The organism is Ornithinimicrobium cavernae, assembly GCF_003121625.1.
GTDB classification, from domain to species: domain Bacteria; phylum Actinomycetota; class Actinomycetes; order Actinomycetales; family Dermatophilaceae; genus Ornithinicoccus; species Ornithinicoccus cavernae.
Window position 1 is genome coordinate 74,096 of record NZ_QDDJ01000013.1, and the last position, 23,618, is coordinate 97,713.

Sequence of the window (23,618 nt, forward strand, 5' to 3'; positions counted from 1 at the left end):
ACACGGCATACGGCTGGTCAGTCCTCGTCGTCGAGCTTGACCGAGGAGGTCTGCTGCACCTGCACGAGGAACTCGTGGTTGGACTTGGTCTTGCGGAGCCGGTCCAGCAGCAGCTCGACGGCCTGCTGGGAGTCGAGCGCCGAGAGCACGCGACGCAGCTTCCACATGATCTTGAGCTCCTCGGAGCCCATCAGGATCTCCTCGCGGCGCGTGCCGGAGGGGTTCACGTCGATGGCCGGGAAGATGCGACGGTCCGCCAGCTGGCGGGACAGGCGCAGCTCCATGTTGCCGGTGCCCTTGAACTCCTCGAAGATGACCTCGTCCATCTTGGAGCCGGTCTCCACGAGCGCGGTCGCCAGGATGGTCAGCGAGCCGCCGTGCTCGATGTTGCGGGCCGCACCGAAGAAGCGCTTCGGCGGGTAGAGCGCGCTGGAGTCCACACCACCGGACAGGATCCGGCCGCTGGCCGGCGCGGCCAGGTTGTAGGCGCGACCCAGACGGGTGATCGAGTCGAGCAGGACGACCACGTCGCCCCCCATCTCGACCAGCCGCTTGGCACGCTCGATGGCCAGCTCGGCCACCGTGGTGTGGTCGTCGGCCGGACGGTCGAAGGTGGAGGCGATGACCTCACCCTTGACCGTGCGCTGCATGTCGGTGACCTCCTCGGGGCGCTCGTCCACCAGCACGATCATGAGGTGCGCCTCGGGGTTGTTCTGCGTGATCGCGTTGGCGATCGCCTGCAGGACCAGGGTCTTGCCTGCCTTGGGCGGCGAGACGATCAGACCACGCTGCCCCTTGCCGATCGGGCTGACCAGGTCGATCATCCGGGTCGTCAGGTTCTTCTGCTCGGTCTCCAGCCGCAGCCGGTCCTGGGGGTACAGCGGGGTCAGCTTGGCGAACTCGGGGCGCGCCCGGGACTCGTCCGGGGACTGGCCGTTGACCGTGTCGAGTCGCACCAGGGCGTTGTACTTCTGGCGGTCGCCGCGTCCACCGGAGTGCTGCTGCTGGTCGCCCGCCTTGATGGCGCCGGTGACCGCGTCACCCTTGCGCAGACCGTTCTTGCGGACCATGCCCATCGGGACGTAGACGTCGCTCGGGCCGGGCAGGTAGCCCGTCGTCCGGATGAAGCCGTAGTTGTCCAGGATGTCCAGGACACCGGCGACGGGGACGAGGACGTCCTCCTCGCTGTAGCCGGTCTCCTGCTCCTCGACGTAGCCGTCGTTGTCGCCGCGGGTGCGCCCGCGCTTGCGGTCGCGTCCACGCTGCCGGCTCCGGCGGCGGCCGCGGCCGCTCCCGTCCTCGTCGTCGTAACGGGCGTTGTTGCGGTTCTGGTTGCCGCCCTGCTGGGCGCCACCCTGCTGACGGTTGTCACGGTCGTCCTGCTGACGGTTGTCCTGCTGCTGGCCGCCCCGGTTGTCCTGACGGTTGTCCTGCTGCTGGCCGCCCCGGTTGTCCTGACGGCTGTCCGGCTGCTGGCCCCCGCGGCTGTCCTGGCGGTTGTCACGCTGCCCACCCTGCTGACGGCCGTCCCGCTGCTCACGGTCCCCGGCCTGCTCGTCACCGCCACGGCGCGTGTCACCGGTGTCGGCCTCGGACGGCGTCCGCTGCTCGTCCGCCGGCGGCTCCGTCGCGGAGCCGTTGCGGCCCGACCCCTCGCGCTCCCCGGCGCTGCGGTCGGTGCGCGGCTGCGGCGCCCCGGCGGCCGCCCCCACGCGGCGCGAGCGGCGCGGGGTGCGCTGGCCGGTCTCGGCGGGGTCCTGGCCCTGCTCGGCCGGGCGCGTGCTGCTCTCGACCGGCGTCGTGGCCGGGCGCGTGCTGCTCTCGACCGGTGACGAGGCGGGGCCGGACGGTGCCGCGCCGTCGGTTGCGGAACCGCGGCGGCTGCCCGATGTGCTGGTGGCACCGCTGCCCTCACGGCGGGCGCGGATGGCCTCGACCAGGTCGGCCTTGCGCATCTTGGGCGACACGGTGATGCCCATGCTCCCGGCCAGCGACTGCAGCTCGGCGACGCGCATCGAGCTCAGGGATCCCCCAGAGCGGCTCGGTGCAGCGGTTTCGGTGGTGTCTGTCACGAAGGTTTCCTTCTCCCTCGGAGGGGCCCGCCAGATGCGTGGCCCAGGGGTTTCAGGTAGATCCGGCTCTTGCCGGCCCGAGTGGGATCACCGACCACGACGACGCGATGTCACCACGCGAGACACGCGTGGCTGCACCACATGCATGGTGGTGGGATCACTGCGCGGGACCACGGAACTGAGCCCGTTGAGTCATTCGCGAGTGTACGGCCCACGGTACCACTTGTTCTGCCCACGCAAGAACTGCCGGGTGCGACACACCGCGACCGGGGTCGCTGCGTGCCGCACCCTCCGAGGTGGTGACGCGGGCCGGTCAGCCGAGGCGGACGTTGACCTGCTTGATCTGGGTGAACCCCTCGAGCATGCCCTCCAGGGACAGCTCACGGCCGATGCCGCTGGTCTTCATGCCGCCGTAGGACTGCCCGACCATCTGGCCGCCGCCCTGGTTGACCTGCACCCACCCGGAGTCGATCTGGTGCGCCATGGTCAGCGCCCGGTCCAGGTTCTTGGAGAAGACGAAGGCGGCCAGGCCGTAGTGCGAGTCGTTGGCCATGCTCACGACCTCGTCCTGCTCGTTCCACGGGAGCACCGAGAGCACCGGGCCGAAGATCTCCTCGCGGGCGATCCGCCAGTCGTTGGACACCTGGGTGAGGATCATCGGCGCGTGGTAGAACCCCGGCGGACCGACCTGCAGGGCCGGCCGTCCGTCATACGCCACCCCCACACCGTCCTGGGCGAGCCCGTCCTCGATGTAGCCCTGCACCCGGTCCCACTGCTTGGCGTTGATGATGCAGCCGATGTCGGTGGCCTCCTCGCGCGGGTCGCCGACGACGAGCTGGGCGGTGCGGGCGACCAGCTTCTCGAGGAACTCGTCGTGGATCTCCTTGTGCAGGAACAACCGGGACCCCGTCGTGCAGCTCTGGCTCTGCCGGGCGAAGCGGCTGGCCAGCAGCACCTGCTCGACGACCTCGTCGGTGCAGGAGTCGGCGTCGACGATGCACGGCGACTTGCCACCCAGCTCCAGGGAGCTGTGCGCCAGCCGACCGCCGGCCTTCGCGGCGACCTGGCGCCCGACGAGCGTCGAACCCGTGAAGGACACCTTGTCCACGTCCGGGTGCTGCACCAGCGCCTCACCGATCTCGGCGCCGTAGCCGGTCACCACGTTGAGGACACCCGGGGGCAGGTGCTCGGCGCAGATCCGCACCATCTCCAGGATGGTCAGCGGGGCGTCCTCCGCCGCCTTGAGCACCATGGTGTTGCCGGCGGCGAGCGCGCCGGGGACCTTGAAGCCGGCGATCATCAGCGGCGAGTTCCACGGGAGGATGCCGGCGACGACGCCGAGCGGCTGGCGCCGGGTGTACTGCAGCTGGCCGTCCGCCGTGGGCAGGACCGTGCCCTTCACCTCGCTCGCCACCCCGGCGAAGTAGCGGAAGCACGCGACCAGGTTGAGAGCCTCGGGCCGGGCCTGGGTGCGGATCGCGTTGCCCGTGTCGAGCGCGGTGAGCGTGGCGAGGTCCTCGACGTGCTCCTCGAGGGAGTCGGCGATGCGCAGCAGCGCCCGCTGCCGCTCCGTGAAGGACAGCGCCGCCCAGGCGGGGAACGCCGCCCGTGCCGCCGCCACTGCGCGGTCGGCGTCCTCGGACCCGGCGCGCGGGGTCGTCGCGATCACGACGTTGCGGTCCGTCGGGGTGATCACCTCGATCGTCTCGCCGGAGACGGCCGGCACCCACTCGCCACCGATGTGCATCAACTGCGTGTCCACCTTGTCCACTCCCACTCGTTCGTCGTGCTCCTGCTGTGCCGCACCGCCCGTCGTGACCGGTGCGCTGTCCTGTCGTCTAGGCCCGTCGGCGCGCCACCACGCGGGCGCGAGCCAGGTTGACGAGGTCTCCCAGCACCGCCGAGGCGGTCTCGTCCCCGCCGGCACCGGCGCCGGTGAGCCGGAGGGTCCCGGCCGACTCGGCCTCGATGATCACCATGTTGGTCCCCTCCCGGGTCATCCCGAAAGGGTGGTCGGCCGCCACCGGCGTGGGCCGCACCGCAACCTCCACCCGCGGCTCGGACGCCGAGCCCGAGCACCAGGCCGAGGCGATCAACCTGATCACCTGACCGGTGCCCCTGGCGTCCTCGAAGTCGGTGTCCCTCAGACCCGAGATGCCCTGGCGCTGCACGTCCGCGAGCCCGACCTCCACGCCCCAGGCGGCGCGCGCGAGCAACACGATCTTGGCGGCGGCGTCCAGCCCCTCGAGGTCCTCCGTCGGGTCGGCCTCGAGGTAGCCCAGGTCCCCCGCCTGGCGCACGGCCTCCTGGAAGGGCACCCCCAGCCGGGCGACCATGTCGAGGATGTAGTTGGTCGAGCCGTTGACGATGCCGTGGATGGAGCGGATCTCGTCGCCGGCCAGGGCCTCGCGCACGGTCCGCATGACGGGCACCGCCGCGACGACCGCGGCCTCGTAGGCCAGGCCCCGCCCCTCCCGGTCGGCGAGCGCCTCGAGCTCGGTGCCGTGCTGCGCGAGCAGCTGCTTGTTGGCCGTGACCACGTCGGCACCCGCTGCGAGCGCCCGCTCGATGAGGCCGCGGGCGGGCTGGATGCCGCCCATCACCTCCACCACGATGTCCGCCCCGGCGACCAGGGGGTCCGGGTCGTCGGTGAGCAGGTCGGCGGCCACGCCGGGGAGGTCGCGCGGCCGGGTCAGGTCTCGGACCGCGACGCCGACCAGCTCCAGGGGTGCGCCGACGCGGCGGGCCAGCAGGTCGGCCCGGTCGCCGAGCCGGCGGGCGACCGCGGCACCGACCGTGCCCGCACCGAGCAGGGCGACCCGCACCGGAGGCGTGTCCACGGCGGTCACATCCTCTCCGGGGCGTTGACGCCGAGCAGGCCCAGACCGTTGGCCAGCACCTGGCGGGTCGCGTCGTTGAGCCACAACCGGGTCCGGTGCAGGTCGGTGATCTCCTCGTGCTCGTCCACGGGGCGGACGCGGCACTCGTCGTACCACTTGTGGAAGGAGCCGGCCAACGACTCCAGGTAACGGGCGACGCGGTGCGGCTCCCGCAGGGTGGCCGCCTGGGCCACCACGCGCGGGAAGTCACCGAGCGCGGCCAGGAGCGTCGCCTCGGTCTCGTGCGTCAGCAGGGCGGGGTCGAACCCGTCGTCCCGGGAGACACCGTCCTCGCCGGCCAGGCGGGCCACGTTGCAGGTGCGCGCGTGGGCGTACTGCACGTAGAAGACCGGGTTGTCGTTGCTCCGCCTGCGTAGCTCCTCGCCGTCCAGGTCCAGCGGCGAGTCGGCGGGGTAGCGCGCCAGGGAGTAGCGCAGCGGGTCGGACCCGATCCACTCCAGCAGGTCCGTGAGGTAGATCGCGTTGCCGCGGCGCTTGCCCATGCGCGCTCCGGCGATGGTGATCAGCTGACCGATGAGGACCTCGATGTTGACCTCAGGGTCGTCCCCGGCTCCCGCGGCGATGGCCTTGAGGCGGCCGATGTAGCCGTGGTGGTCGGCGCCGAGCAGGTAGATCTTCTCCGGGAAGCCGCGGTCCTTCTTGTTCAGGTAGTAGGCGGCGTCGGAGGCGAAGTAGGTCGGCACGCCGTTGGCCCGGATCAGCACCCGGTCGCGGTCGTCACCGAAGTCGGTGGTGCGCAGCCAGACGGCGCCGTCCTGGTCATACACGTGCCCCTGCTCACGGAGCCGCTCCACAGCCTGCTCGACGGCACCCTCGTGCAGGCTCCGCTCGGAGAACCAGACGTCGAAGTGCACGTTGAAGGTGTCCAGCGTCTCCTGCATCTGCGCGAGCTGGAGGCGGTAGCCCACCTCCCGCGCCACCTCGACCTGCTCCTCCTCCGGGAGCTCCAGCAGGTCGGGACGCTCGGCGAGCACGCCCTTGGCGAGCTGGTCGACATACTCGCCGGGATAGCCGCCCTCGGGCACCTCCTGGCCCGTGGCCCGCGCCATGATCGAGGCGCCGAACAGGTCCATCTGGTTGCCGGCGTCGTTCGTGTAGTGCTCCGCGGTGACCTCGGCGCCGGAGGCGGTCAGCAGCCGGTGGATCGCGTCGCCCAGGGCCGCCCAGCGGGTGTGGCCGATGTGCAGGGGGCCGGTCGGGTTGGCCGAGACGAACTCGAGGTTGATCACGTGCCCGGCCAGGGTCTGGTTGGTGCCGTAGGACTCCCCTGCGCCGACGATGCTCCGGGCCAGCTCACCGGCGCTCGCGGCGTCCAGGGTGATGTTGAGGAACCCGGGGCCGGCCACGTCCACCGCAGCGATGCCCTCGACCGCGCCGAGCCGTGCGGCGAGGCTGCTGGCCAGGTCGCGCGGGGGGACGCCGGCCTGCTTGGCGAGCTGGAGGGCGATGTTGGTCGACCAGTCACCGTGGTCGCGCCCCCGGGGTCGCTCGACACGCACCTCGCGGGGAACCTCGACGGTGAAGTCACCGGCGGTGACGGCCTGGTCGAGGGCTGCGGTGATGGCTTCGGCGAGTTGCTCTGGGGTCACCCCGTCGAGTCTAGTTGCGTCCCGGAGCGGTCGACGACGCCGTATGCCGTCACTCGCCACTCCCTGTCCGAGACCGACGCGGGGCCCGACCGCGCTGCGTGCCGGAGCACCCCCGTGAGGCTGGTAATCTGTGACGCTGTTGCCCCCGTAGCTCAGGGGATAGAGCACCGCCCTCCGGAGGCGGGAGCGCAGGTTCGAATCCTGCCGGGGGCGCAACTGTGATGTCTCACGACATCACGGACGGCCGAACCCAATACCCGTGGGTTCGGCCGTCCGTGGTTTCAGTGGACGGGCACCGTCGTGGGGGGTCAGCCCAGGGTGCTGGTGTCGATGACGAAGCGGTAGCGGACGTCGGAGGCCAGGACACGCTCGTAGGCCTCGTTGATCCGGTCAGCGGGGATGACCTCGACCTCGGCGCCGAGGCGGTGCTCGGCACAGAAGTCGAGCATCTCCTGCGTCAGGGCGATGCCGCCGATCATGGAGCCGGCGAAGGAGCGGCGGCCCCCGATCAGGGACATCACGTGCAGGTCCAGGGGGTCGGCGGGTGCGCCGACGTTGACCAGCGTGCCGTCGACGGCGAGCAGGCCGAGGTAGACGTCGAGGTCGATACGGGCGCTGACGGTGTTGAGGACGAGGTCGAAGGTGCCGGCGAGCTGGTCGAACGTGCCCGGGTCACTCGTGGCGTGGTAGTGCTCGGCACCGAGGCGCAGTCCGTCCTCCTGCTTCTTCAGCGACTGCGACAGGACGGTGACCTCGGCGCCTAGGGCACGGGCGATCTGCACCGCCATGTGGCCGAGGCCCCCAAGGCCGACGACGGCGATCTTCCTACCGGGCCCGGCGCCCCAGCGACGCAGCGGCGCGTAGGTGGTGATCCCGGCGCAGAGCAGGGGCGCGGCCGAGGCGGGGTCGATGCCCTCGGGCACGGAGAGCACGAAGTCGGCGTCCACGACGACGTGGGTGGAGTACCCGCCCTGCGTCGTGGTGCCGTCGCGATCGGGGCCCGCGTAGGTCGGCACCATGCCCTCCGTGCAGTACTGCTCGTCCCCGTTACGGCAGTTGGTGCACTCGCGGCAGGAGTTCACCATGCACCCGACACCGACACGGTCACCGACCTGATGGCGGACGACGTCCCGCCCGACCTCCTGCACGACGCCGACGATCTCGTGGCCGGGGACGACGGGGAAGGGTTGGGGGCCCCAGTCACCGTTGACGGTGTGGATGTCGGAATGGCAGATGCCGGCGTACTGGATCTGGATGAGGACGTCGCGGGGTCCGACCTCACGGCGGTCGACGGTGGTGAGGACCAGGGGCTGGTCGGCGGCGGGTGCGGCGTAGGCGTTGACACGCATGGTGGTTTCCTTCGTTGGTCGGGTAGTGCAGGGACGGGTGGAGCCAGGTCAGCGGACACCATCGGGGTATGGCGCACCGTCACGGTGCACGGGTGCCGCTGTGGGCGCAGAGCTCCCGGTCGGTGGACGACCTGGGATCCGCGGTGGTCCGGTCTACGGCTTCTCGGTGCGGGTGAGCTCGGCCGCCAATGTCGCGGCCTCGTCCGACAGCTCCTGGGCGCGCACCGTGTCGCCCGCTCCGGCCGCCTGCCAGTAGTCGATCTTCAGGCGCACGTAGCGGTGCCGCAGCGCGATGCGCTCCGCCTCCCGGGCCAGGCGGCGCTCCTGCTGCGCCAGCAGCTGGATCTGCTCCTGGGCGGCAGCGGCACCCAACTGCCCGTTGGCCACGTGCGTGCGCATGTCGGCCACGGACATCCCGGTGGCGGCCAGGCACGCCACCCACATCAGTTGGTCCAGGTCGTTCTCGTCATAGACCCGGTGGCCGCTGCTCTCGCCGCGCCTGACGGGACCGATGACGCCGATCGTCTCGTAGTAGCGCAGCGTGCTGGCCGGCAGTCCGGTCAGCGCGGCTGCCTCCTTGATGGTGTAGGTGTGCCTGGTGGTTGCGCTCACTCCACTGACGCTAGGAACTTCGAGCACTTGAAGTCAACGGGACGGCTCGGGCCACGGTCGCAGCGGCGCCCGGTCCGGCCCCGGGTCAGCGGCACCCGTGCCCTGATGGCATAGGGGGCCGTGCGACCTGCAGGTATGCACTCCCAGGGCTAGCGTGGCTAGCGACGGTTGCTCGACACCGCACGGAAAGGGGCACCCTCGTGATCATCCTGGGCATCATCCTGCTGATCCTCGGCGCAGTTCTGGACATCTCCATCCTCTGGACGATCGGGATCATCCTCGTCGTCGTCGGCGCCGTCCTGTGGATCCTTGGCTCCGTGGGCCGCGCCGTGGGAGGCCGACGCCACTACTGGTAGGCGCCACAAGCCGCCCTTCTCCACCCGGTGACCGACGAGGAGCTGCCCTCTCCGCGCAGAATCTCCCCCACAATGGGGATGCGCCCGGCGTGCCGATCATGGTGGGCTGTATCCCGACGGGTCACGGGGGCCCGTTCATCACGCAAAGGGGATGAGGCATGTCCGTGCCCGCAGCCGCGCAGCGCGCCGTCGGTCCGTCCGAGGCCGCGATCGTCGTCCAGGACCTCAGCAAGAAGTTCGGCGACTTCGTGGCCGTGGACAACCTGTCGTTCGAGGTCTCGCCCGGCCGGATCACCGGTTTCCTCGGTCCCAACGGCGCCGGCAAGACCACGACCCTGCGTATGCTGCTGGGCCTGGTCCGTCCCTCTGCCGGGACCGGGCTGATCGACGGGGTGACCTACGCACAGCTGGACCGCCCGCTCCAGACGGTCGGCGCCGCACTCGAGGCCACCAACTTCCATCCCGGCCGCAGCGGCCGCGACCACCTCCGGGTGCTGGCCGCGACCCACGGCATACCGGACAGCCGCGTCGACGAGCTGCTCGCGCTGGTCGGCATCCCGGCGGCTGCCCGCAAGAAGGCCGGCGGCTACTCGATGGGCATGCGCCAGCGGCTCGGTCTGGCGGCGGCCCTCCTGGGTGATCCGCACGTCCTGATCCTCGACGAGCCCTCCAACGGCCTCGACCCCGAGGGCATCCGCTGGCTGCGCGGCTTCCTGCGGCACCTAGCCAGCCAGGGCAAGACCATCCTCATCTCCTCGCACCTGCTGAGCGAGGTGGAGCAGACGGTCGACGACGTCGTCATCATCGCCAACGGACAGCTGGTGCGGCAGGGCACCATCGACGAGCTGCACGGGGAGGCCACCACCCTGGTCCGCACCAGCGGCTCCCGTGCGCTGATCGGCGCCCTGCGGGGCGCAGGACTCGAGGCGGGGGACGAGCCGGCGCAGGGCCCCGGAGCGGTCCGGGTCGTCACCGGCGACCTCGCCCAGGTCGGTGATCTCGCCCTCGCCGCCGGCGTGCCGGTCCACGAGCTGCGGGTGCTGCGCACCGACCTGGAGCGCCTGTACTTCCAGCTGACCGAGTCACCGGAGAACCGCAACCGCAACCTGGACACCGGGGCCGCGGAACCGCCACCCGAGCCGCCGGTCGGGCCACCGCCGGTCGCCGCGACCCCTGACCGCACCGGACCGGAGGAGACCGACCGATGAGCCATCTCGTCCGTTCCGAGCTGCGCAAGTACTTCTCCACCCGGATGTGGTGGGGCATGGCACTGTCCATGTTCCTCATCGGCGCCGTCTTCGCGGCCTTCACGGGAGGCTTCACGCTCTACGGCGAGCTCCCCGCCGGCTCGGGCGACACCATGATCAAGCTCGCCGACGTCCTGCCCGAGCTCACTGCCGCCCGGATGATCTACGCCGGCGGCATCCAGTTCGCCTACATGCTGGCCCTGGTCATCGGAGTGCTGAGCATGGGGCAGGAGTTCCGGCACAAGACCGTCTCGGGCACGTTCCTCGCCGGTCCGCGCAGGCACCAGGTGGTGTTCGCCAAGGTCATCGGCCTGCTCGTCATCATCGTCGTCAACGCGGTCGCGCACATCGCCGGCGCCGTCCTCGGCGGCGGGATCCTGCTGACGACCGCGGGGATGTCGGTCATCCCGGACACGGCCGGCCTGCTGCAGACCTTCGCCCTGATGCTCCTCATCCTGGTCGTGTGGGGTCTGATCGGCCTGGGTCTGGGTGTGCTGCTGACCAACCAGGTGGCGGCCCTGTTCCTCGGCATCGCCTTCACCCTCATCGTGGAGCCCCTCATCGCCTTCGGCCTCACCTTCGTCGACGGGGGCGAGGCCTTCGCGAAGTTCTTCCCGAGCCAGGCGGCGACAGCGACCCTGTCCCTCTTCTCGGGGGTGGATGACGCCGTCGCCGAGATGATGGGTGCTGCCGGGGAGCAGCTCACGTGGTGGACCGGGGCCCTGACCCTGCTGGTGTATGCCGCGATCATGACCCTGATCGGGCTGTGGCTGACCCGCCGCCGGGACATCGTCTGACCTTTCCGACGACCTGCGTGAGCCGTCATCGGACCCGCGGGGGCTGCTGCGCGCAAAGAGGCTGATCAAGGATAGGCTTGCCGGGCACCAGTTCGGCCAACTACCTGTGAGAAAGAGGCGCGCACGCCGTGGCGAACCAGTCCCCCAGCAGCGACAACCCCCTGGCAGACTTCGGGGCCAACGAGTGGCTCGTGGAGGACATGCGCGAGCGCTATCTTGCGGACCCGGCGTCCGTCGACGTCGCCTGGCGTGAGTTCTTTGCCGGACAGGACGGCGGCGCGCCCACCGAGTCGATGACCAGGGAGAAGGTCGCCGACGGCCCGGTCGGCGAGCAGCGGGCCTCCACGAACGCCGCGGCCCCGGCCGCCCCGGCCGCGGCAACCCCAGCGGCGGGCACCACGCAGGTGGAGCGCAAGCCCGCGGCCAAGCCGTCGGAGCAGGCCCCCGCGGCCACGCCGCCGGAGCCGGCCACGCCAGAGAAGCCGTCGGAGCCGAAGGCAGAGACGAACGGCAGCGCCCCGACGCCGCGCGACGCGCCGGCCCGCCGGTCGACCAAGCCGCAGTCCGAGTCCCAGGTGACCAAGCTGCGCGGTGCGACGGCCCGGACGGTCGTCAACATGGAGCAGAGCCTGACCGTGCCCACGGCCACCAGCCTGCGGGCCATCCCGGCCAAGCTGCTCATCGACAACCGCATCGTGATCAACAACCACCTGGCCCGCAGCCGGGGCGGCAAGGTGTCCTTCACCCACCTCATCGGCTACGCCATGGTCAAGGCGCTCCAGGCGATGCCGGAGATGAACAACAGCTACACCGAGGAGGACGGCAAGCCGCACCTCATCGAGCCCGCGCACGTCAACTTCGGACTGGCCATCGACGTGCCCAAGTCCGACGGGACCCGGCAGCTCCTGGTGCCCAACATCAAGAGCGCCGAGGAGATGGACTTCGCCAACTTCTGGGGCGCCTACGAGGACCTGGTCCGCAAGGCCCGCGACGGCAAGCTGGGCATCGAGGACTTCCAGGGCACCACGATCTCGCTGACCAACCCCGGCGGGATCGGCACCGTCTCCTCGGTGCCGCGCCTGATGCCGGGCCAGGGCACGATCATCGGTGTCGGAACCCTGGACTACCCGGCCGAGTGGCAGGGCTCCAGCCCCGAGGCGATCGCGCGGGCGGCGGTCAGCAAGGTGCTGACGCTCACCTCGACCTACGACCACCGGATCATCCAGGGCGCCCAGTCCGGCGAGTTCCTGCGGGTGCTGCACCAGCTCCTGCTGGGGGCCGACGGGTTCTACGACGAGATCTTCACCGGCCTGCGGATCCCCTACGAGCCGGTCCGCTGGGCTCCCGACATCACCGCCAGCCACGACGACGACGTCTCGAAGGCCACCCGCGTCCAGGAGCTCATCCGGGCCTACCGGGTGCGCGGTCACCTGATGGCCGACACCGACCCGCTGGAGTACCGCCAGCGCCGGCACTACGACCTGGACATCACCAACCACGGCCTGACGCTGTGGGACCTGGAGCGCAGCTTCCCCACCGGTGGCTTCGGCGGCTCGGCGCGGCTCACCCTCCGCAAGATCCTGGGCATCCTGCGCGACTCCTACTGCCGCACGGTCGGCATCGAGTACATGCACATCCAGGACCCCGAGCAGCGCCAGTGGATCCAGCAGCGCGTGGAGGTCCCCTACGAGAAGGTCTCCGCCGACGAGCAGCTGCGGATCCTGCGCCGACTCAACGCTGCGGAGGCGTTCGAGACCTTCCTGCAGACCAAGTTCGTGGGTCAGAAGCGGTTCAGCCTCGAGGGTGGCGAGTCCGTCATCGCGCTGCTGGACCGGATCCTCACCGAGTCCGCCAACGACGGCATGGACGAGGTCTGCATCGGTATGCCGCACCGCGGCCGGCTCAATGTGCTCGCCAACCTGGCGGGCAAGTCCTACGGGCAGATCTTCCGCGAGTTCGAGGGCAAGCAGGACCCCGGCTCCGTGCAGGGCTCCGGTGACGTGAAGTACCACCTCGGCACCGAGGGCGAGTTCATCACCGAGGACGGCCGGACCACCCAGGTCTACCTCGCGGCGAACCCCTCGCACCTGGAGGCCGTCAACCCGGTGCTCGAGGGCATCGTCCGCGCCAAGCAGGACCGTCTCGACCTGGCCGGAGAGTCCTTCACGGTGCTGCCGGTGCTGCTGCACGGTGACGCGGCGTTCGCCGGGCAGGGCGTGGTCGCCGAGACGCTGAACCTGTCCCAGCTGCGCGGCTACCGCACGGGCGGCACGATCCACGTGGTGATCAACAACCAGGTCGGGTTCACCACCAGCCCGGAGCAGTCCCGCTCCTCGGTCTACTGCAGCGACGTCGCCCGCATGGTCCAGGCACCGGTGTTCCACGTGAACGGCGACGACCCGGAGGCCTGCGTCCGCGTCGCCGAGCTGGCCTACGAGTACCGTCAGCGGTTCAACAAGGACGTCGTCATCGACCTGGTCTGCTACCGCCGGCGGGGCCACAACGAGGGTGATGACCCCTCGATGACCCAGCCGCTCATGTACGACCTGATCGAGAACAAGCGCTCCGTGCGCAAGCTCTACACCGAGTCCCTCGTCGGTCGCGGCGACATCACCATCGACGACGCCGAGACGGCGCTGCGCGACTACCAGCGCCAGCTCGAGCAGGTGTTCACCGACACCAAGGCGGCCCTCAAGGGCGAGGACGGCACCAGCGGGCAGCTGGACCGGCCCCGCTCCCAGGACGAGGACGAGCGGGCCCCGATCAAGGCACACCAGACCCGGATCTCCAAGGAGGTCGTGGAGGCCATCGGCGATGCGTTCGCCAACCCGCCCGAGGGCTTCACCATCCACCCCAAGCTGGCCCAGCTCATGGAGCGCCGCCAGCAGATGACCCGCGAGGGCGGCATCGACTGGGCGATGGGTGAGCTGCTGGCGATCGGCTCGCTGCTGGTCGAGGGCACTCCGGTGCGCTTCTCCGGTCAGGACACCCGGCGCGGGACGTTCGTCCAGCGCCACGCGGTCCTCACCGACAAGACCAACGCCAACGAGTGGAACCCGCTGCTGCACCTGTCCGAGGACCAGGCCAAGCTGTGGATCTACGACTCGCTGCTCAGCGAGTACGCCGCGATGGGCTTCGAGTACGGCTACTCCGTCGAGCGCCCGGATGCGCTGGTCATGTGGGAGGCCCAGTTCGGTGACTTCGCGAACGGCGCCCAGACCATCGTGGACGAGTTCATCTCCTCCTCCGAGCAGAAGTGGAACCAGTACTCCTCGGTCGTCCTGCTCCTGCCGCACGGTTACGAGGGCCAGGGCCCGGACCACTCCTCGGCCCGGATCGAGCGCTACCTGCAGCTCTGCGCCGAGGACAACATGACCGTGGCCTACCCGTCCACGCCCGCGTCCTACTTCCACCTGCTGCGCAAGCAGGCCTTCCAGCGCCCGCGCAAGCCGCTGATCGTCTTCACCCCCAAGGCGATGCTGCGGCTCAAGGCGGCAGCCAGCAGCCCGGAGGACTTCACGACGGGCACCTTCCGCCCGGTCCTGCCGGACCGCGTCGAGCTCGACCCGGCGAAGGTCGACCGGGTGATGCTGGTCAGCAGCAAGCTGACCTACGAGCTGGAGGAGGAGCGCACCAAGCGCGAGGACGACCGCACCGCGATCATCCGCGTCGAGCAGCTCTACCCCGTGCCCGGCCGCGAGGTCGCCGAGCAGGTCAAGCAGTTCCCGAACGCCGAGCTGGTCTGGGTGCAGAACGAGCCCAAGAACCAGGGTGCCTGGCCGTTCATGGCCCTCAACCTGCCGGAGGCCATGGCGCAGCACGGCGAGGAGCGGCCCCTGCGGGTCGTCTCCCGTCCGGCCTCTGCCTCGCCGGCCACGGGTTCGAGCAAGGTGCACGCGATCGAGCAGGCCTCGCTCATCAAGACGGCCTTCGACCGCTGAGCAGGTCGGCCGGTCCGCCGGCCGACCCTCGGACCGAGCCTGGACGGCCCGGACGCGCTGCGTCCGGGCCGTTCCCGTGCCCCGCCCCAGCCGCACGTGCGCACCCAGGTCGCCACCCGGCATACCGGTTGCCGTGCCGACACACCCTGCCGGAGGAACGGTCCCTTCCTGAGAGAATGCTGGTCATGAGCGCACCCGACCTCGCCCCCTCTGTCGCCGCCCTTCCGACCGGCTGGACGGCGCACGAACCGACCGGGGACGACGTCGAGGACCTGGTCCGGCTGCTCCGGCGGCACGAGAAGCAGGCCCGCGGCTGGCCGGGCGCGGACAGTGAGCAGGTCGCCGCGGACGTGACGGGCCGGGGCGCTGCCATGCGCACCCACTGGCTGGTCCGGGACGCCGAGGGCACCGCCCGGGCCTGGGTGAGCTGCCACGACCGTGCCGCGGGCCGGGTGCTGGTCGGCGTGACCGTCGACCCGGACCTGGCGCCCGACCTCGCCGAGCCGGTCGCCGCCTACGCCTTCGCGCTGGCCGAGCGCATCTCCGCGGACATCGCCCGCGACCGTGGACTGGCCGCCACCCAGATGGACTCCGGTGCCTTCGAGGACGACGAGCGCCAGGACCGCTGGCTGAAGGCCGCCGGGTTCCGCCTCGTCCGCACGTGGTGGCAGATGGAGCGCCCGGTGCGCCCGCAGGAGGCCACGGAGCACCCCCGGCCGCGCGAGGGCGTGGAGGTGCGGCGGGTCCGTCGCGACGACGCGGTCGGTCTCCCCGAGGAGGAGGACCTGCGGGCCGTGCACGCGATTCTCGAGGAGTCCTTCGCCGACCACTTCAACAACTACCGCGAGACGTTCGAGGAGTTCCTGACGCGCCTGCGCGCCGACCCGGGGCACCGCTGGGACCACTGGTGGCTGGCCGAGGTCGACGGCCAGCCGGCCGGGGCCCTGGTCGGCACCACGGTCACCGGGCGCCTCGACGAGGAGGGCAACCCGGTGCCGGACGGTTCCTACGTGGAGTACATCGGCGTCCACTCCAGCGCACGGGGGCGCGGCGTCGCCAAGGCGCTCCTGTGGACGGTGATCGCGGACGCCGCCGCCCGCGGCCGCAACCGGGTGGGCCTGGAGGTCGACGCCCAGTCCCCCACCCGGGCCGACGGTCTGTACACCTCGTTGGGTTGGGAGACGGTGTACGTGACAGAGTCGTGGCACAAGGATGTACCCGCCTCGGCGGGTTAGTCTGCGGCTGTGTACTTCACCGACCGCGGCATCGAGGAGCTGGCCACGCGACGTGGCGAGGAGGAGGTCACCCTCGAGTGGCTCTCCGAGCAGCTGCGCACCTTTGTGGATACGCACCCGGAGTTCGAGGCAGCCGTCGACCGGCTCGCCACGTGGCTGGCCCGGTTGGAGGACGATGACGACGACTGATGGAGGACCCCCAGTGACACCCGCCGACGACGAGTCCGTCGTGGAGTTCAACCCCAGCGCCGACTTCCACGTCGCTGACGGTCCCCGCGACATCGGGCTCTGCTTCGTGGGCGACGGCTTCGTCGCCGGCTACGGCGACCCCAAGGCCCTGGGCTGGGTCAGCCGGGTCGTGGGCCGCAGCCCCGTCCAGGACGCCGACCTGACGGCCTACAACCTGGGGGTGCGCGACGAGTCGAGCGCGGAGGTCATGGCGCGCTGGCGCACCGAGTGCGCGCCCCGCTGGACCGGCCGGTCCGAGCGGCGCCTGGTGGTCGGCGTCGGCTCCATCGACATCGCCGCGGGCATCACGACCGCCCGCTCACGCCTCAACCTGGCCAACATCCTGGACGAGGCCACGACCACCGGCATCGGCACCTTCGTCGTGGGTCCGACCCCCACCCTGGACGCCGAGGTCAACCAGCGGCTGGAGGTCCTGGCAGACGCCCAGGCCGACGTGTGCTCACGGCGCGCGGTCCCCTACGTCGACTGTTTCCATCCCCTGCGCAACCACGACCAGTGGCAGTCTGACCTGGCGGCCGGCGACGGCGTGCACCCGGGCCAGGCGGGCTACGGGCTGATCGCCTGGCTGGTGCTGCACGCCGGCTGGCACGAGTGGCTCAAGGTCAACGGCTGAGCCCGTCCAGCCACGCCCGCGACTGCTCGTAGGCCTCGGCGGTCGCCACCTCCGGCACCCGGGTGGGCGCACCGTCGGCCCGCGGGTAGGACCCGAGGAAGCGCACGTCGGCACAGATGCGGCGCAACCCGCTGAGGGCCTCGGCCACCCGGGGCTCACGGACGTGACCGAGCGCCTCGATGGCGAAGCAGTACTGCCCCAGCGCCTCACCCGTCGGACGGGACTCGAGGCGGACCAGGTCCACGCCCCGCATCGCGAACTGGTTGAGCAGGTCCAGCAGCGCGCCGGCATGGTTGTGTCGCAGGTAGGCCACGACCGTCGTCACGTCCGCACCGGTCGGCTCGGGCACCTGTCCGGGACGCCCGAGGCGGATGAACCGGGTGACCGCACCCTGGCGGTCGGCGATGCCGTTGACCAGGATGTCCAGCCCGTGGCGCTCCGCCGCGAGCGGGGCCGCGACGGCCGCGTCATAGACCTCGGCGGCCACCAGCACGGCGGCCCGCGCCGTGGAGGACTCGGGGATGACCTCCGCCTCCGGCAGCTGGGCGGCGAGCCACTCACGCGTCTGCGCCTGGGCCACCGGGTGGGTGGCCACCCGGCGCACGGCGGACAGCTCGGTGCCGGGGCGCGCCATCAGCGCGAACTGGACCTCCACGTGCACCTCACCGGTGATCACCAGGGGTTCCCCGCGGATCAGCTCGTCGAGGGTGGCCGAGACCGACCCCTCGACGGAGTTCTCGAAGGGCACCAGGGCCGCCTCGATGCGGCCCGCGCGCAGGGCCTCCAGGGCCGCCGGGACGCTCGGTGCGGCCCAGGCGGTCTCCGCGGCCGCCGGGTCGAGCCGGCGCAGCGCCGCCTCGGTGAACGTTCCCGCCGGGCCGAGGTAGCCCACCTGTCCCGCGGTCACGGCGTGAGCACGACCTTGCCGAAGACCTCGCCACGGTGGAGGGCACCGATCCCGCTGGCAGCGTCCGCGAGCGGGATCACCCGGTCGATCACCGGCCTGAGCCCGGTCTGTTCGACGAGGCGCACGACCTGGCGGAGCTGCTCGAGGTTGCCCATCGTGGAGCCCTGGACCCGGAGCTGGTGGAAGAAGATGCGTGTCAGCTCCGCCCGTGAAGGGGCATCGCCCGAGGTCGCCCCGGCGATCACGACGGTGCCTCCCGGCCTGAGGCTGGCCATGGAGTGCGACCACGTCGCCGCGCCGACGGTCTCCAGAACCACGTCCACCCTCTCGGGCAGGCGCTCACCGGGCGCGAAGGCCGCGTCCGCGCCGAGCTCCAGGGCCCGCTGCCTGCGGCCCTCGTCACGGCTCGTCACCCAGACGCGGTAGCCGGTCGCCGCGCCGATCGCGATCGCCGCGGTGGCCACGCCGCCGCCCACGCCCTGGACCAGGACCGTCGACCCGGGCGGGCCGCCGTTGACGCAGAGCATCTTGTAGGCCGTCAGGAAGGCGGTGGGCAGGCACGCGGCCTCCTCGAAGGAGAGCCCGGCTGGCTTGGGCACCAGGTTGCCGGCCGGGACGACGACCTGTTCGGCGAGCGTGCCCTGATAGCGCTCGGAGAGCAGGGAGCGACGCGGATCGAGGGTCTGTTCACCCGTCCAGCCGGGTGAGGAGATGACGGCGTGCACGAGCACCTCGTTGCCGTCCTGGTCGACCCCCGCGGCATCGCAACCGAGGATCATCGGGAGCTTGTCCCGCCCCAGGCCCACCCCCTTGAGGGACCAGACGTCATGGTGGTTGAGGGCGGCGGCACGGACGTCGACACGCACCCATCCGTCGGGCACCTCCGGCTCCGGGCGCTCGCCCACGACCAGACCCGCCAGGGGGTCGTCCGGACTGAGGTCAGCGGCGTAGGCAGCAAGCACGCCGACAGGCTATCGCCCCGGCCGTCAGTACGCCCCGGCGCCGTCCGGACGCACCACGACCCGGAACGTGCGCCACATGATCATCAGGTCCAGGAGGGGGTTCCAGTTCTCGACGTAGTAGAGGTCCAGTCGCACGGACTCGTCCCACGAGAGGTTGCTCCGTCCGCTGATCTGCCACATGCCGGTCATCCCGGGCTTGACCAGCAGTCGACGACGGGTGTCCGACTCGTAGGCCGCGACCTCGCGGGGCAGCGGCGGGCGCGGCCCGACCAGGCTCATCTCACCGCGCATGACGTTGATCAGCTGCGGGAACTCGTCCAGGCTGTAGCGGCGCAGCACCCGGCCGACGCCGGTGACCCGTGGGTCGTCCTTGAGCTTGAACAGCGGGCCTGCGGCCTCGTTGGCCGCCATCAGCTGCGGGAGCACCGTCTCTGCGTCGGTGCTCATCGTGCGGAACTTCAGCATCCGGAAGGTCTCACCGTCGCGGCCGACCCGCTCCTGACGGAAGAAGACCGGACCCCGGTCGTCGAGGACGATCAGGAGCGCGACGACGAGGAAGACCGGCAGCAGGACGAGCAGGATCAGGGCCGCCCCGACCCGGTCGATGACGTTCTTGGCGACCAGGTTCGGGCCGGAGAAGCAGGGTGCCTCGACGTGGATGAGCGGCAGTCCCTGCACGGGTCGGGTCAGCACCCGCGGCCCGGCGACGTCCATGATGCCGGGCGCGACGACCAGGTCGATGTCCGTCCCCTCGAGTGCCCAGCCGAGGCGGCGCAGCCCGGAGGACCCGAGCCCCGCGGACGACGACACGGCGATCACGTCGACCTCCAGCTCGACGCCACGGACCAGGACGTCGCTCTCCGAGCCCACGACCGGCACGCCGGCGACGAAGTCGGCGTCCGCGTCGTCGACGCAGGCGCCGAGCACGTTGTAGCCCGCGTCCGGCGCGCGTCGCAGCGCGACCACCAGGTCGGTCACCTGCTCCTGGTCCCCGACGAGCAGCACGCGGTCGGAGAGCAGCCCCGCCCGCCGCTGCCGCACGAGCCACCGACGGGACGCCCAGCGCGATCCCAGGAGCAGGAGCGTCCCGAGGGGAAAAGCAAGCAGGACGTAGCCCCGGGCCACGTCCTGCTTCAGCGCGAAGGCGAGTATCGCGACGGCCGCGAAGAGCCAGAGCGATGACTGGAAGACGTTGCGGTACTCCTGCACGCCGTGTCCGCTGAACCGGCCGTCGTAGGCGGACTGGAGCTGCAGCATGACGACCCACGCCACCGCGAGGCCGAGGCCGATCTGCCAGTAGGCGACATCTTGGGTCGTCGAGGAGGTCAGGCCCGCCCCGGTGAAGCCGAACCTGCCGAGCGTCGTGATGGTCAGCGCCACCAGGATGACGACCACGTCGGAGAACCGCAGCCAGCGCAGGTAGCCGGTGAGGTAGTGCCGCGCTCGGGTCTGGCCGGTGGTCCGCCGGACCCGGGGGGCGGCCAGGTCGGCCAGGGTCTCGGGCACCACGAAGAGCGGAGTGGATCGGACCGGGACGGCCTGTGCGCTGTCGATCGTCGTCGACCGATGGAGCGCAGCGCTCCGGACCTCGGTGTCCTGTTGTGCCGTCATAAACACCCCGTTTGCTTGACGACAGAACCGGTATCTTTACCGATTCATGACCATTGGTAGGCTAGTTGTTTACCGCCTGATGCGCTACCCCAACGGCAGAATTTCGTCAAATGTGCAGGTCAGCGCGGTTCACGGGCGTTTCTCACGCAGTCGTGAGCATCTTGACTTAATCTTGACTATTTCTTGACCTACACCTTACCTAGGCGAGACTGAGCCGGAGGATACTGCGCGTCGACGGGTTCCGGGTCAGCGGGTCAGCCAGCGGACGTCACGCCGGCCCAGCGCGCACCGTGCCCGCTCACCCGGACTACCCGGGGCTGAGGACCCTCCAGATCCTCCGGGTCCCCGACGTCCTTCCGGGAGAGCAGGACCTCCAGGCGGTCGTCCGCCAGCGTCTCCGCGAGCCCGTGCCCCCACTCCACGACCGTGACGACCGCCCCGAGATCGGCGTCCAGGTCGAGGTCGTCCAGCTCGGCCAGCCCACCCAGGCGGTAGGCGTCGACGTGCACCAGGTCCGGCCCGGACACGAGGCTGGGGTGCACCCGGGCGATCACGAAGGTGGGGGACGTGATGGGGCCGCGCACAGCCAACCCCTCCCCGATGCCCCGGGTGAGCGTGGTCTTGCCGGCCGCGAGGTCACCGGTCAGCAGCACCAGGTCGCCGGCACGCAGGACGCGACCGAGCGCCACGCCCAGGGCGTGGGTCTCCTCCGCAGTCGCCAGCTCGCGGGCCTCCCCCGCCAGCAGAGCCGTGAGCACGGCGTCTCCCCTCATGTGCGCTGCCGGGACCGGACCCGGGCCGGCCGGGTCCGCAGGTCCCGCCGCCGCTTGCTGAGGTTGGTGACCGTATGCCGTGCACCCGGCCGCGCGGCCCCCTCACCTGCCGTCTGGTGTCCTGGTGCCCGTTCCCCCCGGGCGATCAGGTCGAGCAGCTCACGGTTCAGCAGGTCGGGGTGCTCGAGCATGATGATGTGACCGGCATCCTTGACGAAGACGTGCTCCGCCCCGGGGATCGCGGCGACGATCTCCGTGCTGTGCACGGCCGAGGTGAGCGCGTCGCGGTCACCGTTGAGGACCAGCACCTCCCGGTCCGCCAGGTGCTCGAGCGCCTCCCGCTTGTCGTGGTCGTCCAGGGTGTGGCTGAAGGCCGACATCACGGACAGGGGCGTGCCGAAGATCATGTCCGCGGTGAGCCGGACGACTGCCAGCGGGACGGGTGATCCGAACGACCCCCGAGCCACGAAGAACTCCTGCAGCTCCCGTCCCCCGCGCAGCACGGCGTCGATGAGCTCCTGGTGCGACGACAGTCCCTTCAGGGCCCTGGGGCCGTAGCGGGTGACCGCTCCGCCCAGCAACGATCCCAGGCCCCAGGTGATGCGGTGCAGGCCCCCTGCGCTGGTGCTGACCAGTGCGACGGCCAGCACGCGCTCGCGGATCAGACCGGGGTCCGCCTCCGCCAGGGCCATGATCGTCATTCCGCCCATCGAGTGGCCCGCGAGGACCAGGTCCCCGCTCGGCACGACCTCGGCGATCACCTGCTGCAGGTCGGTGCCGAGCTGCTCGATGGAGTAGGACTCGCTCGCCCCCTCCCCGGAGCTGCCGTGCCCGCGCAGGTCCCACGTGACCACGCGGTAGCCGGCTGCCGTGAGAGCGCGGCGCTGGTAGACCCAGCAGCGCAGGTCGAGAGTGAAGCCGTGGCACAGGACCACGGTCGGGCGGGTCTCGTCCCAGCCCTCGGGGACGTCGATCTCGACGTGCAGGGGCACGCCGTCGTCGGCCACGACCACGCGGGTCTCGGTTGGGACCACCGTGAAGTCCTCGTCCGTGCCCAGGGTCATCGCGTGGCGGCGGTCTCGCCAGAGCCGGTCGACGGCGACGGCACCGACCGCGGCGAGCCCGGCCGCTGCGACGCCGGCGCCCACCCCGAGCAGGGCGTTCGTGCGGGACTGACTCACCGGGTCTCCTGTCCGCCCGCCCGTGCTGCGACATACTCCCGCGGGATCCGGGGTCCGAAGCGCGTGACGATCTCGTAGTTGATGGTGCCGACGGCCTCCGCCCAGTCCTGGGCGGTCGGTTCGCCGCGGCTGCCGGGGCCGAACAGGATGATGTCGTCGCCCGCCGCCACGGGCAGGTCACCCACGTCGACGACGAACTGGTCCATGCACACCCGGCCCGCGATCGGCCGCCGCTCACCGGCGACCAGGACCTCGGCGACACCCGACGCGTGGCGTGGCACCCCGTCGCCGTAGCCGACCGGCACGTCGACGAGGGTGGTCTCGCGCGCGGTCGTGTAGGTGTGGCCGTAGCTCACGCCCTGACCTGCCCGGACGCGCTTGATCACCGAGGCGGAGGCGATGGCCGTCATCGCCGGCACCAGCCCGAAGTCCGCCGAGCTCCCGACCTCCGGTGCCGGGGACAGTCCGTAGACGGCCAGTCCCGGCCGCACCAGGTCCCAGGCGGCCTCCGGCGCGGTCAGGGTGGCCGCCGAGTTCGACAGGTGGCGCACCTCGGGCCGCAGCCCGGCCCGCTCGGCGACCGAGACGGCCTCGCGGAACGCCTCCTGCTGTGCCCGCACCGTGGGGTGCTCGGGAACGTCGGCGCAGGCGAGGTGGCTGAACAGCCCGGCGACCCGGACGGCATCCTCCGCCTCCAGCTGTCTGGCGCGCTCGACCAGCGTCGACCAGTCGGAGGCTGCCGCGCCCGTGGCGAACAGGTAGGCGCCGTTGCGGCCCAGGCCGGTGTCGACCTTCAGGTGCACCCGCGCGGTGCGCCCGGCCCGACGGGCGGCGGCGGCCACCTCCTCGAGCATCCAGGGGGCGGACAGCCCGAGGTCGATGTCGGCGCGGATCGCCTGCTCGAACCCCGCCCCGGGGGCGTGCAGCCACGCGAGCACCGGCGCCGTGACGCCAGCAGCGCGCAGGGCTATCGCCTCGGGCAGCTGCGCGACGCCCAGCCAGGACGCACCACCGGCGAGGGCCGCCTGCGCCGAGGGGACGAGTCCGTGCCCGTAGGCGTCGGCCTTGACGACCGCCATGACACCGGCCGCGCCGGCGCGCTCGCGCAGCACGCCGACGTTGGCCGCGATCGCCGCGAGGTCCACCTCGATCCGGGCGGGGAACGGCACCGGCGCGCCGGTCGGGTCGTGGGTCGTTGCCGTCATCGTGCGATCCAGTCTGCCA

At 71.1% G+C, this 23,618-nt stretch carries 19 protein-coding genes and 1 tRNA gene; 8 read left to right on the forward strand and 12 right to left on the reverse strand.

Annotated elements, in window-relative coordinates:
• Positions 1–17: 17 nt before the first annotated feature.
• The 4 genes from rho to DA085_RS15245 all read right to left on the reverse strand — a co-directional run bounded on the left by rho (position 18) and on the right by DA085_RS15245 (position 6,561).
• Entirely contained in the window at positions 18–2,072 is a 2,055-nt protein-coding gene (gene rho / locus DA085_RS15230; RefSeq protein ID WP_109473838.1) for a transcription termination factor Rho, read from the reverse strand.
• A 313-nt stretch (positions 2,073–2,385) separates the two neighbouring features.
• Positions 2,386–3,819 carry an aldehyde dehydrogenase family protein gene (locus DA085_RS15235; protein ID WP_109473901.1) on the reverse strand — a complete coding sequence of 478 codons (1,434 nt, stop codon included), beginning with the start codon at positions 3,817–3,819 and terminating at the stop codon, positions 2,386–2,388.
• Positions 3,820–3,910: 91 nt separating this feature from the next.
• Positions 3,911–4,921, reverse strand: coding sequence for a homoserine dehydrogenase (locus tag DA085_RS15240; RefSeq protein WP_161958517.1), 1,011 nt, complete (start codon positions 4,919–4,921; stop codon positions 3,911–3,913).
• Positions 4,918–6,561, reverse strand: a complete 1,644-nt coding sequence (locus DA085_RS15245) for an arginine--tRNA ligase (protein ID WP_109473840.1) — start codon at positions 6,559–6,561, stop codon at positions 4,918–4,920. Before DA085_RS15245 ends, DA085_RS15240 begins: the two co-directional genes overlap by 4 nt.
• Positions 6,562–6,702: 141 nt before the next feature.
• On the opposite strand from DA085_RS15245, the gene DA085_RS15250 reads away from it, so the two are divergent.
• A tRNA-Arg gene (locus DA085_RS15250) sits at positions 6,703–6,774 on the forward strand.
• A gap of 95 nt (positions 6,775–6,869) precedes the next feature.
• Here the strand turns inward: DA085_RS15250 and DA085_RS15255 are convergent.
• On the reverse strand, positions 6,870–7,910 hold the full coding sequence (locus DA085_RS15255) for an NAD(P)-dependent alcohol dehydrogenase (RefSeq protein WP_109473841.1): 1,041 nt from the start codon (positions 7,908–7,910) through the stop codon (positions 6,870–6,872).
• Positions 7,911–8,063: 153 nt separating this feature from the next.
• Positions 8,064–8,522: a MerR family transcriptional regulator gene (locus DA085_RS15260; protein WP_109473842.1), complete on the reverse strand. Its 459-nt coding sequence runs from the start codon at positions 8,520–8,522 to the stop codon at positions 8,064–8,066.
• Between the two features lie 200 nt (positions 8,523–8,722).
• Between DA085_RS15260 and DA085_RS21375 the strand changes: the two genes are divergently transcribed.
• The 7 genes from DA085_RS21375 (at position 8,723) to DA085_RS15290 (ending at position 16,960) form a co-directional block, all read left to right on the forward strand.
• Positions 8,723–8,878 (forward strand): DUF6131 family protein, encoded by a 156-nt coding sequence (locus tag DA085_RS21375; RefSeq protein WP_202619264.1) that lies wholly within the window; start codon positions 8,723–8,725, stop codon positions 8,876–8,878.
• 158 nt (positions 8,879–9,036) lie between these two features.
• Positions 9,037–10,086, forward strand: coding sequence for an ABC transporter ATP-binding protein (locus tag DA085_RS15265; RefSeq protein ID WP_109473843.1), 1,050 nt, complete (start codon positions 9,037–9,039; stop codon positions 10,084–10,086).
• On the forward strand, positions 10,083–10,922 hold the full coding sequence (locus DA085_RS15270; protein WP_109473844.1) for an ABC transporter permease subunit: 840 nt from the start codon (positions 10,083–10,085) through the stop codon (positions 10,920–10,922). Before DA085_RS15265 ends, DA085_RS15270 begins: the two co-directional genes overlap by 4 nt.
• Positions 10,923–11,050: 128 nt before the next feature.
• The gene (locus tag DA085_RS15275; protein ID WP_109473845.1) at positions 11,051–14,863 is read left to right on the forward strand and encodes a multifunctional oxoglutarate decarboxylase/oxoglutarate dehydrogenase thiamine pyrophosphate-binding subunit/dihydrolipoyllysine-residue succinyltransferase subunit; all 3,813 of its coding nucleotides are present in this window, start codon (positions 11,051–11,053) and stop codon (positions 14,861–14,863) included.
• A 185-nt stretch (positions 14,864–15,048) separates the two neighbouring features.
• Positions 15,049–16,098 (forward strand): GNAT family N-acetyltransferase, encoded by a 1,050-nt coding sequence (locus DA085_RS15280; protein WP_109473902.1) that lies wholly within the window; start codon positions 15,049–15,051, stop codon positions 16,096–16,098.
• 9 nt (positions 16,099–16,107) lie between these two features.
• Positions 16,108–16,287, forward strand: coding sequence for a DUF6104 family protein (locus DA085_RS15285; RefSeq protein WP_109473846.1), 180 nt, complete (start codon positions 16,108–16,110; stop codon positions 16,285–16,287).
• On the forward strand, positions 16,274–16,960 hold the full coding sequence (locus tag DA085_RS15290; protein WP_109473847.1) for a GDSL-type esterase/lipase family protein: 687 nt from the start codon (positions 16,274–16,276) through the stop codon (positions 16,958–16,960). Before DA085_RS15285 ends, DA085_RS15290 begins: the two co-directional genes overlap by 14 nt.
• On the opposite strand, the gene pheA is transcribed toward DA085_RS15290, so the two are convergent.
• The 6 genes from pheA to alr all read right to left on the reverse strand — a co-directional run bounded on the left by pheA (position 16,950) and on the right by alr (position 23,599).
• Entirely contained in the window at positions 16,950–17,867 is a 918-nt protein-coding gene (pheA, locus tag DA085_RS15295) for a prephenate dehydratase (RefSeq protein ID WP_202619265.1), read from the reverse strand. The two genes, DA085_RS15290 and pheA, sit on opposite strands and share 11 nt — an antisense overlap.
• Positions 17,864–18,829: a zinc-binding dehydrogenase gene (locus tag DA085_RS15300; RefSeq protein WP_109473848.1), complete on the reverse strand. Its 966-nt coding sequence runs from the start codon at positions 18,827–18,829 to the stop codon at positions 17,864–17,866. Before DA085_RS15300 ends, pheA begins: the two co-directional genes overlap by 4 nt.
• A gap of 24 nt (positions 18,830–18,853) precedes the next feature.
• Positions 18,854–20,440, reverse strand: a complete 1,587-nt coding sequence (locus DA085_RS15305; RefSeq protein WP_109473849.1) for a sugar transferase — start codon at positions 20,438–20,440, stop codon at positions 18,854–18,856.
• Positions 20,441–20,694: 254 nt separating this feature from the next.
• The gene (gene tsaE, locus DA085_RS15310) at positions 20,695–21,213 is read right to left on the reverse strand and encodes a tRNA (adenosine(37)-N6)-threonylcarbamoyltransferase complex ATPase subunit type 1 TsaE (protein WP_109473850.1); all 519 of its coding nucleotides are present in this window, start codon (positions 21,211–21,213) and stop codon (positions 20,695–20,697) included.
• Positions 21,210–22,394 (reverse strand): alpha/beta fold hydrolase, encoded by a 1,185-nt coding sequence (locus DA085_RS15315; RefSeq protein WP_109473851.1) that lies wholly within the window; start codon positions 22,392–22,394, stop codon positions 21,210–21,212. The genes tsaE and DA085_RS15315 overlap by 4 nt, the downstream gene beginning before the upstream one ends.
• Positions 22,391–23,599, reverse strand: a complete 1,209-nt coding sequence (gene alr, locus DA085_RS15320; protein ID WP_109473852.1) for an alanine racemase — start codon at positions 23,597–23,599, stop codon at positions 22,391–22,393. The genes DA085_RS15315 and alr overlap by 4 nt, the downstream gene beginning before the upstream one ends.
• Between the last annotated feature and the right edge of the window lie 19 nt (positions 23,600–23,618).

Excerpts from the sequence above, each read along its gene's own strand:
- tsaE (WP_109473850.1), bottom strand. The coding sequence starts at position 21,213 with ATGAGGGGAGACGCCGTGCTCACGGCTCTGCTGGCGGGGGAGGCCCGC.
- alr (WP_109473852.1), bottom strand. The coding sequence starts at position 23,599 with ATGACGGCAACGACCCACGACCCGACCGGCGCGCCGGTGCCGTTCCCC.
- DA085_RS15265 (WP_109473843.1), top strand. The coding sequence starts at position 9,037 with ATGTCCGTGCCCGCAGCCGCGCAGCGCGCCGTCGGTCCGTCCGAGGCC.
- DA085_RS15235 (WP_109473901.1), bottom strand. The coding sequence starts at position 3,819 with ATGCACATCGGTGGCGAGTGGGTGCCGGCCGTCTCCGGCGAGACGATC.
- DA085_RS15305 (WP_109473849.1), bottom strand. The coding sequence starts at position 20,440 with ATGACGGCACAACAGGACACCGAGGTCCGGAGCGCTGCGCTCCATCGG.
- DA085_RS15270 (WP_109473844.1), top strand. The coding sequence starts at position 10,083 with ATGAGCCATCTCGTCCGTTCCGAGCTGCGCAAGTACTTCTCCACCCGG.
- DA085_RS15255 (WP_109473841.1), bottom strand. The coding sequence starts at position 7,910 with ATGCGTGTCAACGCCTACGCCGCACCCGCCGCCGACCAGCCCCTGGTC.
- DA085_RS15290 (WP_109473847.1), top strand. The coding sequence starts at position 16,274 with ATGACGACGACTGATGGAGGACCCCCAGTGACACCCGCCGACGACGAG.
- DA085_RS15280 (WP_109473902.1), top strand. The coding sequence starts at position 15,049 with ATGAGCGCACCCGACCTCGCCCCCTCTGTCGCCGCCCTTCCGACCGGC.